15 protein-coding genes are annotated in these 17,087 nt (G+C 69.9%); 12 read left to right on the top strand and 3 right to left on the bottom strand.

Annotated features, from left to right (window positions below):
- The first annotated feature begins 5 nt into the window (after window positions 1–5).
- On the top strand, window positions 6–1,259 hold the full coding sequence (locus WFJ01_RS08975; protein WP_292883904.1) for a glycosyltransferase family 4 protein: 1,254 nt from the start codon (window positions 6–8) through the stop codon (window positions 1,257–1,259).
- Here the strand turns inward: WFJ01_RS08975 and WFJ01_RS08970 are convergent.
- Window positions 1,227–2,435 carry an O-antigen polymerase gene (locus tag WFJ01_RS08970; protein ID WP_292883906.1) on the bottom strand — a complete coding sequence of 403 codons (1,209 nt, stop codon included), beginning with the start codon at window positions 2,433–2,435 and terminating at the stop codon, window positions 1,227–1,229. The two genes, WFJ01_RS08975 and WFJ01_RS08970, sit on opposite strands and share 33 nt — an antisense overlap.
- A gap of 367 nt (window positions 2,436–2,802) precedes the next feature.
- Between WFJ01_RS08970 and WFJ01_RS08965 the strand changes: the two genes are divergently transcribed.
- The 7 genes from WFJ01_RS08965 to WFJ01_RS08935 all read left to right on the top strand — a co-directional run bounded on the left by WFJ01_RS08965 (window position 2,803) and on the right by WFJ01_RS08935 (window position 10,263).
- Window positions 2,803–4,632, top strand: a complete 1,830-nt coding sequence (locus tag WFJ01_RS08965) for a DUF4012 domain-containing protein (RefSeq protein ID WP_292883908.1) — start codon at window positions 2,803–2,805, stop codon at window positions 4,630–4,632.
- A 162-nt stretch (window positions 4,633–4,794) separates the two neighbouring features.
- Window positions 4,795–6,246, top strand: a complete 1,452-nt coding sequence (locus tag WFJ01_RS08960) for a polysaccharide biosynthesis tyrosine autokinase (RefSeq protein ID WP_292883910.1) — start codon at window positions 4,795–4,797, stop codon at window positions 6,244–6,246.
- Between the two features lie 112 nt (window positions 6,247–6,358).
- A complete protein-coding gene (gene tsaB / locus WFJ01_RS08955) occupies window positions 6,359–6,979 on the top strand; it encodes a tRNA (adenosine(37)-N6)-threonylcarbamoyltransferase complex dimerization subunit type 1 TsaB (protein WP_292883912.1) in 621 nt (206 codons plus the stop codon).
- 37 nt (window positions 6,980–7,016) lie between these two features.
- Entirely contained in the window at window positions 7,017–7,598 is a 582-nt protein-coding gene (gene rimI, locus WFJ01_RS08950) for a ribosomal protein S18-alanine N-acetyltransferase (protein ID WP_292883914.1), read from the top strand.
- Window positions 7,591–8,670 carry a tRNA (adenosine(37)-N6)-threonylcarbamoyltransferase complex transferase subunit TsaD gene (gene tsaD, locus WFJ01_RS08945; protein ID WP_292883916.1) on the top strand — a complete coding sequence of 360 codons (1,080 nt, stop codon included), beginning with the start codon at window positions 7,591–7,593 and terminating at the stop codon, window positions 8,668–8,670. Before rimI ends, tsaD begins: the two co-directional genes overlap by 8 nt.
- Before the next feature lie 2 nt (window positions 8,671–8,672).
- Complete coding sequence (locus WFJ01_RS08940) at window positions 8,673–9,113, top strand: hypothetical protein (RefSeq protein WP_292883918.1); 441 nt, start codon at window positions 8,673–8,675, stop codon at window positions 9,111–9,113.
- Window positions 9,114–9,117: 4 nt separating this feature from the next.
- Window positions 9,118–10,263 (top strand): hypothetical protein, encoded by a 1,146-nt coding sequence (locus WFJ01_RS08935; RefSeq protein WP_292883920.1) that lies wholly within the window; start codon window positions 9,118–9,120, stop codon window positions 10,261–10,263.
- Here WFJ01_RS08935 and WFJ01_RS08930 read toward each other — a convergent pair whose 3' ends face one another.
- A complete protein-coding gene (locus WFJ01_RS08930; protein ID WP_292883922.1) occupies window positions 10,264–11,454 on the bottom strand; it encodes a class I SAM-dependent methyltransferase in 1,191 nt (396 codons plus the stop codon).
- A 177-nt stretch (window positions 11,455–11,631) separates the two neighbouring features.
- Here WFJ01_RS08930 and groES point away from each other — a divergent pair, with 177 nt between their 5' ends.
- From groES to guaB, 3 genes are all read left to right on the top strand, one after another.
- On the top strand, window positions 11,632–11,928 hold the full coding sequence (gene groES / locus WFJ01_RS08925; RefSeq protein ID WP_045250571.1) for a co-chaperone GroES: 297 nt from the start codon (window positions 11,632–11,634) through the stop codon (window positions 11,926–11,928).
- A 180-nt stretch (window positions 11,929–12,108) separates the two neighbouring features.
- On the top strand, window positions 12,109–13,065 hold the full coding sequence (rarD, locus tag WFJ01_RS08920; protein WP_292883926.1) for an EamA family transporter RarD: 957 nt from the start codon (window positions 12,109–12,111) through the stop codon (window positions 13,063–13,065).
- A gap of 102 nt (window positions 13,066–13,167) precedes the next feature.
- Window positions 13,168–14,670, top strand: coding sequence for an IMP dehydrogenase (gene guaB, locus WFJ01_RS08915; RefSeq protein WP_292883928.1), 1,503 nt, complete (start codon window positions 13,168–13,170; stop codon window positions 14,668–14,670).
- Between the two features lie 101 nt (window positions 14,671–14,771).
- On the opposite strand, the gene WFJ01_RS08910 is transcribed toward guaB, so the two are convergent.
- Entirely contained in the window at window positions 14,772–16,256 is a 1,485-nt protein-coding gene (locus WFJ01_RS08910) for a DHA2 family efflux MFS transporter permease subunit (RefSeq protein ID WP_292883930.1), read from the bottom strand.
- Between the two features lie 97 nt (window positions 16,257–16,353).
- Here WFJ01_RS08910 and WFJ01_RS08905 point away from each other — a divergent pair, with 97 nt between their 5' ends.
- Complete coding sequence (locus tag WFJ01_RS08905; RefSeq protein ID WP_292883932.1) at window positions 16,354–16,998, top strand: TetR/AcrR family transcriptional regulator; 645 nt, start codon at window positions 16,354–16,356, stop codon at window positions 16,996–16,998.
- Window positions 16,999–17,087 lie beyond the last annotated feature (89 nt).

The following is a 17,087-nucleotide window of genomic DNA, read 5'->3' as shown; positions in this document are numbered from 1 at the left end:
CTCCGATGCGCATCGTCTACCTTCATCAGTACTTCACCACGCCGGCGCAGTCCGGTGGCACTCGCTCCTACGAGTTCGCGCGGCGGCTCGCCGACCGTGGCCACGACGTTCATGTGATCACGTCAACGCGCGACGCCGGCGACCACGGCGGGCAGTGGTCGACACGGGAGACGGCGGGCTTCACCGTGCACGCACGCCACGTGCCCTACGACAACTCGATGGGCTCCCTGCAGCGCGTGCGCGCATTCGTCACTTTCGCCGTTGTGAGCGCCGCACGAGCGCGATCGTTGAAGGGGGAGGTCGTGTTCGCGACGAGCACGCCGCTCACGATCTTCCTGCCTGCCTGGTTCGCCACGCTCGGCCGGCGAACACCGATCGTGTTCGAAGTCCGGGACTCGTGGCCCACGGTGCCGATCGCGCTGGGCTACCTGTCCCATCCGGTCGCACGCTGGCTCGCGCGCCGACTCGAGCACTTCGCGTACGCGCGTTCGGCGAAGATCGTGGCGCTCTCGCCCGGGATGCGGGAAGACGCGGCGGAACAGGGCGCCGATCCGCAGAAGATCTCGGTCATCCCCAATGCGGCGGACGTGTCGATGTTCGATGTTCCTGACGCCGTGGGAGTGCGATGGCGGCGAGATCACGGGATCGACGTCGACGCACCGCTCATCGTCTACACGGGAACGTTCGGGGCGGCGAATGAGGTCGAGTATCTGGTCGATGTCGCTCGCGAGGCCGCCGCCCTGGATGCTCGCACGGTCTTCGCCTTGATCGGCTCCGGCGCGCGAGAGGCAGCGGTGCGGTCCCGTGCGGAGGACTACGGTCTGCTCGGAAAGACCGTGAGGGTGATGCCCCCCGTACCGAAGGCAGAGATGCCTGCCGTGTTCTCCGCTGCGGATGTCGCGACCTCGGTGGTGACGAACAACCCGGCCATGAATGCCAACAGCGCCAACAAGTTCTTCGATTCGCTCGCGGCCGGGAGGGCGATCGCCATCAATCACGAAGGCTGGCAGGCCGACCTGATCCGCTCGCACGACGTCGGCCTCGTCCTGGAGCGCGATGATCTTCGGGCAGCGGCGCACCAGTTGCTGGGACTGATCGCGGATCGCGCCCGGCTCGCGCAGGTTCACCGCAGGGCGCGAGATCTCGCGCGGAGTGAGTTCGATCGAGATGTGCTCGCTCGCCAACTCGCGGAGGTCCTGGAGAACGCACGCGAGGGGCGGAGTGGATCAGTTCGCGAGCGAGCTCGGACCGTTCGATGAGTCGCGGGTGATCCACGCCGAGCGGACCACGATCGGGGCGATGAGCAGGACCACGAGAACGTTCGTGAACGTCGTCATGGCAAGCCAGGCGGACAGGAAGATCGTCGCGTACCCGTAGCCGAGGAGCGAGGCCGCGACCGGGCTCCCTCTTCGGGCGACCAGGGCGATGCGCCCGAAGAGGAACCCGACGACGGCGAGGAAGGCCAATCCACCCGGGATTCCGAAGTCCATGATGATGCCTCGGAACGCCGTGTAGACGTTGGAGGTCCTCCCCGTCGAATCGATCACCGCGAACTCGTCGACTGCGCGCGTGCTGGCCCGGTCCTTGCCCGTCAGATATTCGACACCCGCGATGGTCGCCGTGCCGTACCAGGGAGGCGAGGACGGGTCGTACTCGCCCAGCCACGTTGCGAACGCGCCCAGGGACCCCACGGTGTACACCACTTGCTTCTCGGCCGAGAGCCGGACGGTCTCCCCGTCGAAGCGGCCGATGCGGAGGGCGCCGATGCCGACGAACACCACGGCGATCAGCGTGGCAGCCACAGCGGCGGGGATGACGACCCGCGGGCGAATCACAGGAAAGCGGCCGGTCTTGCACACGTGTGCCGCCAGGATGCTTCCTGCGGTCATCGATGCCGCGATCAGGAAACCGAGCCGAGCTGAGGTGACCGAAGCGTAAAGGAGGGATGTGATCACCGGGAGCAGGGTGATCAGTGTCTTGAACCTCGCCTCCGTCAGACGGACGAACGGTGCCACTGCCGCTGCGGTGTATCCCATGCCCAGCAGGAGAGGGATGATTTGACCGGTTCCTTGAAACGCGTATCGCGCGACCGCCAGGGAGTTCGCGGACTCTGCGAGGCCCTGGAGAGTGAGGATCTCGGTCAGCGACAGGCTGCTCGTCTGGATCGCGAGAAGCGCCGCGCCCACATTGGCGATCGCTCCGACCAGCGAAACCGCCACCAGGACCGAGGCTCTCAGGGCGGGACGAGAGAAACCGCTGGGCGTGCTCCTGTCCATGCCCCACGTCGCGACGACCACCCCGAATGTGAACGCCGACACGAGGGCGGCGATCATCACGGCTGCGCGGGAGTCGAACGTGCTGGTCTGATGGAAGAGCACGGTCGCGAGCATGATGACGGCCCAGTAGCCGAGGAACACCCAACGTGGGCTCAGCACTCTGCCATCGGAAGGGGATCGCAGCTCGCCCGCCGGTGGTCGCTTCGGCCGCGAGCGGTCTGCGTCGTACGAGAGCCTGATCGTCGTCGGTCCGCCCGCATCAGGAGAATCCCGGAGGACGCCGGAGCCCGAACGAGAGCGGAGAGCATCGCTCGATCGCGCGGTATGCACCGAAGTCACTTCCGTTCCGGACGTTCGTGGTGTTCAGGTATCGGTTCAGGGGCCCACGTCGGTCAGGCGTGCTGACGCCTGTCACAATATACCAGTCAGACCACCTCTCCTGCGGGGCGCCACACAGGCTGCCCGTCACGGATACTGATTCTCTGTGCGTCTCCTCAGGGGCACGCCGCTGATTGGATGGACACCCATGAGCACGCCGTCCTCGCGCCGGGCACGCCGCGAACGCACCGTGGTGAGGCAGGCGACGCGGAAGACGGATCAGGACGGATCCGTTCGTCGCCGCCGCCGGATCCGGCCGTGGATCGTCGGAGGCGTGTTCGTCGTCATCGTCGTGCTGGCGATGATCGGCGGCGTGATCGGTAAGCAGGTCTACGACCAGGCGATGTCGGCCCGCAGTCACCTCGCGGCGGCGATGGCCGGCGTGCAGCAGGTGCAGAAGGCCGTGCTCGCCGGCGACCTCGACGCCGCGGCGAAGGGCTCGAGTGACGTGTCGGCGCAGACCGCTGCCGCGGTCGCCGCGACCCGGGGGTGGCAGTGGGACGTCGCGCAGAGCGTCCCGGTCGTCGGGGCCAATCTCTCGGCCGTCCGCACGGTCGCCGGCGTGACGGACGCACTCGCGACCGACGTCGTGCGACCCGCGGCGAGCGTGAAGCTGAGCGATCTGAACATCGCCGGCGGCCGCATCGATCCGGCCTCGATCGCCGCGCTCGCAAAGACCTTCGATTCGGTGGATGCGGGGATGCAGAGGGCGGTGGCGGACCTGCGCAAGGTCGAGCGGGCTCAGCTCGTCGGGCCGGTCGCCGATGGCGTCCGCACGCTGGACGCAGAGCTCACGAAGCTGAAGCCGACCATGAGCACGGCCCGCGAGGTGTTGAGCGTGCTGCCGGATGCGCTCGGCGCGAAGGGTCCGCGCACCTATCTGCTGATGTTCCAGGGGAACTCCGAGGCGCGCAGTCTCGGCGGCAACGCGGCGCAGTTCCTGCCCATCACCGTCGACAACGGCACGATCACCCCGGGCGCGGTGGTGAGCAGCGCGGACTTCGCGCGGCAGGGGCGGTCCGATCCCGTCGTGGCGCTGGATCCTCAGGCCGTCGCCATCTTCGGCGACAAGATCGGGCGCTACACGCCCGACTTCACGATGGTGCCCGACTTTCCCGAGGCGGTGCGGATCCTTCGCGCCTGGTGGGCTGAGGACATCGGCACGAACATCGACGCGGTGCTGTCGATCGATCCGGTCGCGCTGTCGTACATCCTCGAGGCGACGGGACCGGTGACGTTGTCGACCGGCGATCAGCTGAACGCGCAGAACGCGGTCTCGCTGCTGCTGAACACGGTGTACTTCACCTACCCGACCGGACCCGAGCAGGATGCGTTCTTCGCGTCCGCCGCGGACACGATCTTCTCCGCCGTCACCTCGGGCAAGGCACCGCCGGCGAAGCTGATCCAGGCGCTGTTCCGCGCGACCGATGAGGGTCGCCTGCTCTACGTGAGCACCGATCCGCAGCAGACCAAGCTCATCGACAGGTCGCGGATGAGCGGGATCATGCCGACGGACGACAAGGCGCAGAGCGTCCTGGGCGTCTACCTGAACGACAACACCGGCTCGAAGAAGAGCTACTACCTCGACATGAAGATCGATGCGTGCCGCACGGACCAGGTGGTCAAGGGCACGATGACGCTCACCTCGGACGTGACGGAGGAGGTGGCAGCTCAGCTGCCGACCTACATCAAGGGTCCGTACTTCGCGCCCGGCGACATCAGCAGTTTCGCGGTCTTCTACGGCCCGGCAGGCGGGTCGCTGTCCCGCATCACGATCGACGGACAGCCGGCGAACATCCTCAGCCAGGGCGAGCATCTCGGACGCCCGGCGGTCAAGATCGAAGTGCTCAACCATTTCGCCGACACGCACACCGTGAACGTCGAGTTCGCCGCGCCGGGACCCGGGGGGCCGCTCACGATCTGGACGACGCCGATGCCGCGGGCGACCCCGACGACCGTCGAACCGACCTGTCGATAGCAGAGCGGCGTCGAGGCCCGCCGACCGGGTTTCAGGATCGAGTCCAGAAGGCACCGGTATACTGGACTTCCGCAGAAGTGGCCTCCGGCATGTCGAGGAAGGCATGTCGAGGGAATATGAATCGCCCTGCGCCCTGTGAATCGAGCGAGAGGGTCTTGCCTCATGGAACTGCGCGAGTATCTGCGGGTCTTCCGCGCCCATTGGCTCGGGATCGTGAGCATCACGGTGCTCGGCGTGATCGCCGCGTTCGGCTGGACCCTGTTGCAGCCCAAGGTGTACTCGGCCGACGCGTCCGCGATCGTGCAGGCGTCGGTCGGCGCGGTCGACACCGGCACCGAGGTCAGCAATGCGGTGTCGGGCAACAACCTCGCCACGGGGCGGGTCAAGACCTACGCCGTGGTGGGCGTATCGCGTCCGGTCGCCGAGCGGGTGATCGCCCAGCTCGGTCTGCAGATCTCAGCGGCCGACCTCGTGCGGCAGGTGACCGTGAGCAACGCCGTCGACACGCTCACGCTCAAGGTCACGGCGGGTGCTTCCACTCCGGAGAAGGCCCGGGCGCTCGCCGAGGCCTGGGTCGGATCGATGTCGGCCGAGGTCAACCGCATCGAGAGCGGCGATGCGAACACCAAGGGCGCCGTCTACCTGACTCCGATCGACTCTGCCGTGCTCCCGGAGGCCCCCTCGTCGCCCAACACGAGCCTCGCCCTCGCTCTCGGCGGTCTCGTCGGCCTGGCCATCGCGATCGGCTACGGGCTGCTGCGGTACACGCTCGACCGGCGGCTGCGCACCGTCGAGCAGGTGGAGCGGGAGACGGGCAAGGCGGTCGTGGGCACGATTCCGGACGAGAGCGCTCTGACGAGCGAGAACCGGCTGCTGCCGCTGGACGGCGGCGACGTCCGTCTCCACGACGGCGCCGACCTGCACCTGTTCGGGGAGTCCCTGCGCGAGCTGCGGACCAACCTGCAGTACATGGACGTCGACAATCCGCCGCGGGTGATCGTGGTCACCAGCCCGCTCCCCGGGGACGGGAAGACGACCATCGCGACGAACCTCGCGGTCACCCTCGCGTCCAACGGGCAGCCGGTCGTGCTCATCGACGGCGATCTGCGCCGCCCGATGGTCGACGCGGTGTTCGGCCTTCCGAGGGGTGCGGGGCTCTCCGACGTGCTCGCCGGGCGTGCGACGATCGCGGATGTGGCTCAGCGCTTCGGAACGGAGCAGCTGCTCGTCATCACGGCGGGCAAGGTGCCGCCGAACCCGAGCGAGATGCTGGGGTCGGCCCGCATGCGCGAACTGCTCGACTCGATCGCGCGCGAGGCGGTGGTCGTCATCGACGCGCCTCCGCTCATCCCGGTAACCGACGCCGCCGTGCTCGCGCACAGCGCGGATGGGGCGATCATCGTGAGCACCGTGGGCAGCACCACGTACGATGCGCTCAACAAGGCGCTCCTCAACCTCGAGCGCGCCGGGGCTCGTGCCCTCGGCGTCGTGCTCAACAGGGTGCCGACCCGAGGCCGCGGATCGGCGTACTACGGCTACCGGTATCAGGGCAAGCACTACCGCCAGGACGCGCCCGACCCGACGGGACCGCGCGAGACCGCACCGACGCGCTGACCGTCCCCCGCATCCCGGCCGGCGGGGCCGGGGAACGGTGAGTGCCCGCAGCGGCGAGCGCGGCGCGCACATCGGCGGAGGCCGCGACTAACCTGGAGGGGTGATTCTCGGCGTGGACACCTCTCTCGGCTCGGCCGTGGGCCTCATCGGCCGCGACAGCCGCACCCTGGCCGAGGTATCCCAGGGCGGGCACCTCGGGCACGCCGAGGCGATCGGAACCCTGCTCGAGCAGGTGCTCAGGGCCGGGTCCGAAGACGAGGATCCGCTCACGCACGTCGCCGCGGGCATGGGCCCCGGCCCGTTCACCGGACTGCGCATCGGGATCGCCGCGGCACGCGCCTTCGCGCTCGGCCGAGCCGTGCCCGTGATCGCCGTGCCCAGCCACCACGCCGCCGCGCTCGCCGTGATCGAGGGGGAGCATCCGCCGCAGCACCCGTTCGCGATCCTCACCGACGCACGCCGCCGCGAGACCGCGGTGACCGTGTACGAGGGCATCGACGTCGACGGGATCCCGCACGTCGTGGTCGACACGGTGCTCGTGCCGCAGGCCGACGTCGATCGCAAGCTCGGTGCGCTTCGCCGCATCGAGGTCGCCGAGATCTCGGGTGCCGCGGTCGCCCGAGTGGCCCGCCGCGCGGTCGCTGCCGGGCGCACGCTGACCGGATCCGAGCCGCTGTATCTGCGCCCGCCGGACGCCCGTGTGCCGGCCGCGCCCAAGAGGGTCGGCCTGTGAAGCCGCGCGGGGAGCATCGCGGGAGCGGGGTCGCCTCGTGATCCGCGCCGCGACCACGGCCGACCTCGACGCGATCATGCTCATCGAACGGCGCTCGTTCCCGACCGATGCCTGGAGCGCCGAGATGATGGCGGCCGAGCTGGCGAGCCCGCACGGCCGCTACCTCGTCGATGTCGAGCCCGCCCCCGGTGATGAGGTCGTGGTCGGTGATGAGGTCGTGGTCGGCTACGGCGGAGTGCGCGCGCTGCGCGGATCCGCCGACAGCGACATCCAGACCATCGCCCTCGACGCGGAGCACCGCGGGGCGGGCCGGGGGAGGGCGCTGCTGCGCGCTCTGCTCGCCGAAGCCGCCGAACGCGGCGCCCGCGAGGTGTTCCTCGAGGTGCGCGCCGACAACCCGGTCGCCCAGGGGCTGTACGTCTCCGAGGGGTTCGTCGAGATCGGCCGGCGTGCCGGCTACTACCAGCCCGACGACGTCGACGCCGTGATCATGAAGCTCGACCTGGCGGCAGGCGCCGCCTCCGCTCTCCGGACGGATTCCCGAGATCCACACGAATCGGACGGATCCGTCGAAGACTCGCGAGATGATCCTGAGGACGGGAAGGGATCCCATGACTGACCAGCCCCTCGTGCTCGGGATCGAGACGAGCTGCGACGAGACCGGGATCGGGATCGTCCGCGGGCGCACACTGTTGTCCAACACGATCGCGTCGAGCATGGACGAGCACGCCCGCTACGGCGGCGTGGTGCCCGAGGTCGCCGCCCGCGCGCACCTCGAGGAGCTGCAGCCGGCGATCGAACGCGCCCTCGCCGAGGCGCAGGTGCGGCTGCAGGACCTCGATGCCGTCGCCGTGACCAGCGGGCCCGGCCTCGCCGGCGCGCTCATGGTCGGCATCGGCGCGGCGAAGGGGCTGGCGGTGTCGCTCGGCAAGCCGCTCTACGCCGTGAACCACCTCGTGGGCCACATCGCCGCCGACATCCTGACGCCGGACTCGGTGCCCCTGGAGTACCCGACGATCGCGCTGCTCGTCTCGGGCGGGCACACGTCCCTGCTGCACGTACGCGATCTCACGACCGATGTCGAGATGCTCGGCGAGACCGTCGACGACGCCGCGGGCGAGGCATTCGACAAGGTCGCCCGTCTTCTCGGCCTGCCCTACCCCGGCGGACCCGAGATCGACCGCGCCGCCGTGGGCGGGGATCCCGCCGCGATCCGGTTCCCGCGGGGGCTGTCGCGGGCATCGGATCTGGAGAAGCACCGCTACGACTTCTCCTTCTCGGGCCTGAAGACCGCCGTCGCCCGGTGGATCGAGCGGGAGGACGCGGCGGGGAACACGATCCCCGTCGCCGACGTCGCTGCGAGCTTCCGCGAGGCGGTCGTCGATGTGCTGGTGACGAAGGCGCTCGCCGCCTGCGCCGATCGCGGTGTCCCTCGTCTGCTGCTCGGCGGCGGTGTGATCGCGAACCGCCGGCTGCGCGAAGTCGCCCTCGCCCGTGCCTCCGAGGCGGGGGTCACCGTGCGCATCCCGCCGCTTTCGCTGTGCACCGACAACGGCGCGATGATCGCCGGCCTCGCGGCCGAGCTGATCTCCTCGGGCCGGCGGCCGTCGACGCTCGCGTTCGGGGCCGACTCGACCCTGCCGGTGACCGAGATCCAGATGGCCGAACGCGCGGCCGTGGCCGGGGTCTGATCGTGGCGGAGACGGGCGGGAACGATCCGGAGCGGTACACCCGGCTGCCGACCGCGCCCGTGCCGATGGGCGTCGAGAGCGGACCGCAGCTGGATGGCGGGCTCGCCCCCGAGGAGTGGGAACTCGACCGGGACGGCACGACCGTGGCGCACGAGGAGTGGCACCCCACGGACAGCGCCGACGTCCCGGAGCCCGTGGCCGCCGAGCCGCGGCTCGCGCCCTGGGCCCTGCTCTCCGCCATCGTCGCGCTCTTCGCCTCGATGTTCGTCGGATGGGGGATCCCGGTCGCGATCGTGTCGGTGGTCGCGGCGATCATGTCGCTGCGCCGGCCCGACGAGAGCCGCGCGCTCTCGGTCTGGGCGCTCGTGCTTGGGCTCGTCGCGACGTTGTACAGCGCGGGCTGGTTGGTCTGGGCCGCTTACCGGTTCGGCTGGGTCGGCTAACCGCATGGCGGATCCGGACCTCGACGGCGAGCGTCGCGAGCTGGAGCGTCGCGCCTTCGCCCGCGACGGATCCGGTCTGAGCGAGGCCGAAGCCGCTCGGCTGTCCGCGCTGCGGCGGGCCGACGCCCCGCTCACCGATGCGCTGCCGGTCGTCCCGGGCCCTGAACAGGCGCAGCGAGACGAAAGCCTCCCGTCGACCGCGCCCGTTTCGCCGACGTCGTCCCGTTCTGCGGACGGATCCGGCGATGACCTCGGCGACGCGGGACCGCGTCGGCCGATCGGGGCAGACCAGACCGGGACCGGGACCCGGCTCCGGACCTGGCTCGCCACCGGTGCCTGGAATCGCCCGCGGTACGTCGTCGGAGGTCTCGCCCTGGTCCTGCTGGCCGGCCTGGTGGTCGGCTGGGCGATCCCGCGCCCGCCGGATGTCGGGCTCGCGCTACGGGCCGGGGAGGGGGAGCGCGAGGCGGCGGTCCTGAAGCAGAGCGACGACCTCGATCCCGGAACCCTGCTCCTGCTCGCCCGCGATCACGACGGCCTGCTCTGGTATGCGACGCAGGCGGGCGGCCGGCTGCACTGCGCCATCCTCGACGTGCGCGGGGCATCGGCGCAACGGGAGTGCCAGACGGCGGAGCAGGTGCGGGAGCGGCCGCTGATGGTCTCCCTGCCTCAGCCGATCCCCGGTCAGCGCGACGGCTACGCGGCGACCCTGGCGATCGCGGGGACCGGGGCGCCGATGGGGGTGCTGCAGAGCTACCAGATGACGTACACGATGTCGGCGCCGCAGGATCTCCGGGAACAGGCCGCGATGAACCGGATCGTCGCGGACAACGGCTTCATCCACGCGATGGTCGTCGGCCGGGTGGGGGACGTCCCGGTCTGGCTGGGAGACGACGGCGCGGGAAACAGGTGTCTCATCGTGGAGGATCCGGATCCGCGGAAGGCTTGCGACGTCGGAACGGTGACGCTGGACTTCGCCGCGCGCGAAGCCTCGGGACAGGAGCGGCCGACGCTTGCACTGCGCCTGCCGGAGACAGCGTCGCACCCGGCCCTGCGGATCGAGTTCTGGACCCCCGCGAACGCCGGTCAGTACCTCGTCATCACGCAGGACGACGCTCTCTTCCACTTCGGCGACCGCGCCGCGGACTAGTCAGACGCGGTCGGCGAGGATCGCGTGCCGCTTGTCGCCGATGCGCACCAGGATCAGTGTCGCCTCGCCGGGCCCGTGCAGGTTCAGCTTCTTGCGGAACGCGGCCGGATCCACATCGACGCCGCGCTTCTTGATCTCCAGGCGTCCGATGCCCGCCTTCTTGAGGACGGCGCCGATCGCCTTCGGGTTCATCGGCAGCACCTCGCGCACGCGGAACGACGCGGCGAACGGGCTTTCGGCAGGCGCATCGGACGTCAGATACGCGATGTGCGGATCCAGCATGCCCGCGTCGAGAGCGCGGGCGAGGTCGCCGATGAGGCGGGCGCGGATGACGGCCCCGTCCGGCTCGTGCACATAGGCGCCGAGCTCGCGCACCTCGGCGTCCTCGGTGTCGGCGGGGGCCGTGAGCTCGTGCGCACGGTCGCCGCGGATCACGAGGGCCGCCCGCCGCACGCCGGGGCGGGCCAGCACACCCGACCACAGCACGAGTTCGACGACGTCGCCGTCCGCGCTGACCCACTGGGCCTCGGCGCCGGCGGGGATCGCGTCCCGGTCATGGGCGGGGCCGAGCTTGATCCCGGTCGGCACGCGATCGGCGAGCGCGAACGCCCACTCCAGGGAGGGCGAGTAGTCGTCGGCGGATACGCGACGCGTCTCGGAGTGACCGGCGGTGCGCCGGGCCGGATCCAGCCACACCGCCTCCGTCCTGCCCGCGGGTGCATGATCCTCGGCGAACCCGTGCCGCACCTCGACGTCGGATCCGAACGGCGCCAGGTTGTACGCCGCCAGCGCGGCGGTGACCTCGTCGGCGTCGACCGCGGTCACCCGCAAGCCCGCGCCGGCGAAGGCGAGCGCATCGCCGCCGATCCCGCAGCCGAGGTCGGACACGTGCGCGATCCCGGCAGCGCGCATCCGGCCGGCATGACGTGCGGCGACGCCGAGCCGGGTGGCCTGCTCGAGGCCGGCACGGGTGAACAGCATCCGATCGGCGAAGGCGCCGAACTTCGCCCTGGCCTTCGTGCGCAGCCGTGCCTGGCCGACCACGGCCGAGACGAAGTCGGGCGAGCGGCCCTCGCCCCGCAGCCGCATCACGGCCCGTGCGGCCGCATCCGTGGATCCGATCTCGCCGAGCTCGTCGATCGCCCGCAGTGCCTCCGGCGTCAGCACGGTCCGCAGTTCGCTCATATCCACGCGGTCCAGGCTATCGACGTCGCGCGCCCCTGCGCCGGACCGCGCGAGCAGGGGGTCGGATCCGTCATCGACTGGCACTCTGATTGCGGGAGTGCCAACGATGCGCCTAGACTGGCGTTAGCACTCTCGGGTTGAGGGTGCTAACGAAGTCTTGAACCGTCAAGAAAGAGGTAGACCGTGTCGGTTTCCATCAAGCCGCTCGAGGACCGCATCGTCATCAAGCAGGTCGAGGCCGAGCAGACCACCGCGAGTGGCCTGGTCATCCCCGACACCGCCAAGGAGAAGCCCCAGGAGGGCGAGGTCGTGGCCGTCGGCCCCGGTCGCATCGATGACAACGGCAACCGCGTTCCGCTCGACGTCAACGTCGGCGACCGCGTGCTCTACAGCAAGTACGGCGGCACCGAGGTGAAGTTCGGCGTCGAGGAGTACCTCGTGCTCTCGGCGCGCGACGTGCTCGCCGTCGTGGTGCGCTGAGTCCGCACCCACGACGAAGGCCCGGACGCCCCGTGCGTCCGGGCCTTCGTCGTGTGCGGCGACCCCGATCCGCGGATCCGGTTTCGAGGAGCAATGTTCGCTCCCGATCCGGCCCGGAAGCGACGAACATTGCTCCTCGAACGCGGAAGGGGAGGCAATCAGCCGCAATAGGGTTGACCGGTGACCTCCACACGCAGCGCCCAGACCGCAGGCGTCGCCTACGCGATCGGCGCGTATCTCCTGTGGGGCGTGCTTCCGCTGTACTTCCTCCTGCTCGCGCCCACCGGCCCCTGGGAGCTCGTGGCGTGGCGGGTCGCGCTCTCCTTCGTGTTCTGCCTCGTCCTGCTGGCGATCACCCGAGGCTGGAGGCCGCTGCGGGCGATCATCCGCCAGCCGCGGCTGCTCGCACTCACGGCGCTCGCCGGGGTGCTGATCTACATCAACTGGCAGGTGTTCGTCCTCGCGACGCTGAACGGCGAGATCGTCGAGACCAGCCTCGGCTACTTCATCAATCCGATCGGCACCATGCTGCTCGGCGTCTTCGTGCTGAAGGAGAGGCTGCGCCGGCTGCAGTGGGTCGCGATCGGCATCGCGACGATCGCCGTGCTCGTGATCGTCTTCGCGCACGGCACGTTCCCCTGGATCGCGCTGTCCCTCACGGCCTCCTTCGGCATCTACGGGCTCGTGAAGAAGAAGATCGGACCCTCCGTCGATGCGCTCAGCGGCCTCACGCTGGAGTCGTTCTGGGTGCTGCCGATCGCCGTCGTGCAGCTGATCGCGGTGGGGCTCACCACGGGGATCACGATGGGCCAGAACGGTGCGCTGCATGCGGGCCTGCTCGCGTTCGCCGGCGTCGCAACCGCTGTGCCGCTCCTGCTGTTCGCGGCCGGGACGCGCCGGATCGGGCTGACCGTCATCGGCATGATCCAGTTCATCACCCCGATCATGCAGTTCCTCGTCGGGGTGCTCGTGATGCACGAGCCGATGCCGGTCGAGCGGTGGATCGGCTTCGCGATCGTGTGGGTGGCGATCGCGGTCTTCCTCATCGATCTCGGTCTCGCCGCCCGGCGGCTGAGGTCCGGTCGGGCCACGGCGGGAGAGCCGGATCCCGGGACCGACTCGATCCCCGTGCCCTGATCCCCGAGCGCCGCCTCGGCACGTGCCGTTCCTGGGAATACCGGCCCTCCTGCGGCGCTTAGAATCGATGCACGCGCGCGAGAAAGAGGAGCCCCGCAACCCATGGAGCAGCACGACCCGTTCGGTTTTATCGGATTGACCTACGATGACGTCCTGCTCCTTCCGGGGCACACCGACGTGATCCCGAGCGAGGCGGACACCTCGTCGCGCGTGACGCGCCGTATCTCCGTCGCGACGCCCCTGCTCTCCAGCGCCATGGATACCGTGACCGAGGCGCGCATGGCGATCGCCATGGCGCGCGAGGGTGGCCTGGGCATCCTGCACCGCAACCTGTCGATCGCCGATCAGGCCGCGCAGGTCGACCGCGTCAAGCGCAGCGAGTCGGGCATGATCACGGATCCGATCACGACGACCCCCGACGCGACGATCGCCGAGGTCGATGCGATGTGCGCCAAGTACCGCATCTCCGGCCTGCCCGTGGTCGACCCCGACGGGCGTCTGCTGGGCATCGTCACCAACCGCGACATGCGCTTCGTGTCCGGATCCGCCAAGCAGACCACGCGTGCCCGCGACGTGATGACGAGCGAAAACCTCGTCACGGCTCCGGTCGGCGTCCCGGCCGAGCAGGTCATCGCGCTCTTCGCGAAACACCGCGTGGAGAAGCTCCCGCTCATCGACGAGGACGGCAGGCTCGCGGGCCTCATCACCATCAAGGACTTCGACAAGAGCGAGAAGTACCCGCTCGCCACCAAGGACGACCAGGGCCGCCTCCGCGTCGGCGCCGCGATCGGCTTCTTCGGCGACGCCTGGGAGCGCGCCGAGGCGCTGCGCGACAAGGGCGTCGACGTGCTGGTCGTCGACACCGCGAACGGCCAGTCGCAGGGCGTGATCGACCTCGTCAAGCGGCTCAAGGCGGATTCCTCGTTCGATCACATCGACATCATCGGCGGCAACGTCGCCACCCGCGAGGGCGCGCAGGCGCTCGTGGACGCGGGCGTCGACGCCGTCAAGGTCGGTGTCGGTCCTGGCTCGATCTGCACCACGCGCATCGTCGCCGGTGTCGGCGTGCCGCAGGTCACCGCGGTCTACGAGGCGTCGCTGGCCGCGCGCCCCGCGGGGATCCCGGTGATCGCCGACGGCGGTCTGCAGTACTCGGGCGACATCGCCAAGGCGCTCGTCGCCGGCGCCGACGCCGTGATGCTCGGATCCCTGCTCGCCGGCACCGAGGAGTCCCCGGGAGAGATCGTCTTCCAGGGCGGCAAGCAGTTCAAGCTGTACCGTGGCATGGGCTCGCTCGGCGCGATGCAGACGCGGGGCAAGCAGACGTCCTACTCGAAGGACCGCTACTTCCAGGCCGACGTGCCCAGCGACGACAAGCTGATCCCCGAGGGCATCGAGGGGCAGGTGCCCTACCGCGGCCCGCTCTCCGCCGTCGCGTACCAGCTCGTCGGCGGGCTCCGCCAGTCGATGTTCTACGTCGGTGCGCGCACGATCGAGGAGCTGAAGACCCGCGGCAAGTTCGTCCGCATCACGGCCGCCGGGCTCAAGGAGTCGCACCCGCACGACGTGCAGATCGTGGTCGAGGCGCCCAACTACCGGCGCTGAGCGTGATTCACGAAGGTCCCGGATCCTGATCGGATCCGGGACCTTCGTGGTCTGTGGGGAGGCGACTCGGCGGCACGGAGCGACCGGTCCAGGACCCCGGCTCAGGCGGCGACGGGCTCCGGTGCGGCCGAAGCGGTCGCCCCCTCGTCCGCGGCCTCCGTGTGGCCGCCCTTCCCCGACGGCAGCCAGAGGGCGATCACGGCGGCGACGAACAGCACCGCGGCTCCCGTGAAAACGGCCGGCCGGGCGGCGTCCACGTAGTGGTCGGGCAGGAGCTGTCCGCCTGCGCCGACGAAGATCGCGGTCATCACGGCCGTGCCGAGTGCGACGCCCAACTCGCGGAGCGTGGAGTTGACGCCCGACGCCTTGGCGTGATCGATCAGGCCGAGCGTGGCGAGCAGCGCCGTGGCCGAGGGGGCGAACACGAGCCCCATGCCGATGCCGGCGAGGACGAAGGGCGCGACGAGGGCGGCGTACGGCACGTCCGTGGCGAGCAGCGCGGCGAGCCAGCCCAGGGCCACCCCCTGCAGCAGGAGCCCGGTGACGAGCAGCGCCCTGGTGCCCACGCGCGGTGCGATCAGCCCCGCCAGCGGCGCCACGAACATCGGTGCGAGCGTCCAGGGCGTCGTCTGCACGGCGGCCTCGAGCGGTGTGGCCCCCTGCACGACCTGCAGGAACTGGATCAGGATGAACACGGATCCGAAGGTGCCGAAACTGAACGCGAAGCCGACGACGTTCGTGATCGAGAACGACCGGTCCCGGAACAGCCGCAGCGGCATCAGCGGCGCGGCGGAGCGCAGCTGCCAGACGAGGAACGCGATCACGAGCGCGCCACCGAGGGTGAGCTCGGCGATCACGCCGATCGTGTCCCAGCCGTCGTCGTTGCCCCGCACGATCGCGTGGACGAGGGCCAGCACGCCGCCGGCCGCGAGCACCGCGCCCGGCACATCGATGCGCACCCGGGCGCCGAAGTCGTTGCTCAGCACGATCAGGGCCAGCGGGATCGCGATCACCGCGATGGGCACGTTGATCCAGAAGATCGCCTGCCAGCTCCAGCCCTCCATGATGGCCCCGCCGACGAGCGGGCCGACCGCGACGCCCAGACCGGAGACGCCGCCCCAGATGCCGATCGCGAGCGCTCGCCTCGCCGCGGGCACGGCGCCGGTGAGCAGGGCGAGCGACAGCGGCATGACGGCCGCCGCTCCCAGTCCCTGCACGGCTCGCGCAGCGATGAGCTGGCCCGGATCCGCGCTGAGCGCGGCGAACAGCGAGCCCGCACCGAACAGGGCGATGCCGAGCGCGAACACCGTGCGGCGGCCGAACCGGTCGCCGAGCGCGGAGGCGACGAGGATCGCTCCGGCGAATGCCAGCGTGTAAGCGTTCACGAACCACTGCAGCTGCTCGATCGTGGCTCCCATCTCGCGATGCAGCACGGGGAGGGCATTGGTCATGACGAGGTTGTCGAGGGTCGCCATGAACATCGGCAGGGAGGCGGCGGCGATGACGAGCGCGACCGGGCGCGATCGCCGGGCCATCGCGGCGGTGCGGCTCCGGCGAGCTGCCGGGGCGGGCGGGGGAACAGTCATGGGAAGCTCCAGTTGTAATTGGATGATCACTAGTGCTGGAGACAATGTAGTAATCAGATGATTACAAAGTCAAGTCATTCACTGATAACCTTTCGGCATGACCTCCGCAACGACCTCCGCACCCGGCGCGACCGAGGATCCGGGACGTCGCCTGTCGTCGGACGAGCGGCGCGCGCAGATCATCCTCGCCGCCCTCACGATCTTCGGCTCCCGCGGGTACGAGGGGGCCACCACCGATCAGGTCGCCCGTGCCGCAGGGGTCAGCCAGCCCTACGTGGTGCGCCTGTTCGGCACGAAGGAGAACCTCTTCCTCGCCACCATCGAGTTCGCGCTCGATCGCCTGCTCTCCGCGTTCCGCACAGCGCTCGCCGCCTCGGACGACGGGGGAGAGCGGCCCGTCGGCAAGCGCATCGGAGAGGCCTACGTCGACCTCATCGAGGTGCGCGGCCTGCATCAGACCCTTGCGCACGCCTACCTGCTCGGCAGCAACCCCGCGATCGGCGCCGCCGCGCGCCAGGGATTCGCGAAGGTGTGGCGCTTCTTCCGCGACGAGATGGGGCTCGACGCCGACGAAGCGCGCACCTTCCTCGCCGAGGGCATGCTGATCAGCACCATGATCGGCCTGCGGATCGTCGACGACTACGGATCCGACCCGCAGATCACGGAGCTGTTCCACGCCTGCTTCCCGAACAAGCTGCCGCACGTGCTCGAGGTGCTCCCGCGCAGCGAGCACCGGCTGTAGGGCGCGCCGCGTCACGGGCCCGGCCTGCGTGGCTCCGCTCCTCCTGGTAGCCTGGTCGGCTCGCTATCGCGCACACGCGCGCGGGCGGA

It is taken from the genome of Microbacterium sp. MMO-35 (genome assembly GCF_037147555.1).
In the GTDB taxonomy this organism is placed as follows: Bacteria; Actinomycetota; Actinomycetes; order Actinomycetales; family Microbacteriaceae; genus Microbacterium.
The sequence above is the reverse complement of the archived record's forward strand: the minus strand, read 5'-3'. Positions and strand labels throughout refer to the sequence as shown.

Coding starts and splice junctions, on each gene's coding strand:
- guaB (WP_292883928.1), top strand. CDS start 13,168: ATGGAGCAGCACGACCCGTTCGGTTTTATCGGATTGACCTACGATGAC.
- WFJ01_RS08910 (WP_292883930.1), bottom strand. CDS start 16,256: ATGACTGTTCCCCCGCCCGCCCCGGCAGCTCGCCGGAGCCGCACCGCC.
- WFJ01_RS08960 (WP_292883910.1), top strand. CDS start 4,795: ATGGAACTGCGCGAGTATCTGCGGGTCTTCCGCGCCCATTGGCTCGGG.
- WFJ01_RS08965 (WP_292883908.1), top strand. CDS start 2,803: ATGAGCACGCCGTCCTCGCGCCGGGCACGCCGCGAACGCACCGTGGTG.
- WFJ01_RS08905 (WP_292883932.1), top strand. CDS start 16,354: ATGACCTCCGCAACGACCTCCGCACCCGGCGCGACCGAGGATCCGGGA.
- tsaD (WP_292883916.1), top strand. CDS start 7,591: ATGACTGACCAGCCCCTCGTGCTCGGGATCGAGACGAGCTGCGACGAG.
- WFJ01_RS08975 (WP_292883904.1), top strand. CDS start 6: ATGCGCATCGTCTACCTTCATCAGTACTTCACCACGCCGGCGCAGTCC.
- WFJ01_RS08935 (WP_292883920.1), top strand. CDS start 9,118: ATGGCGGATCCGGACCTCGACGGCGAGCGTCGCGAGCTGGAGCGTCGC.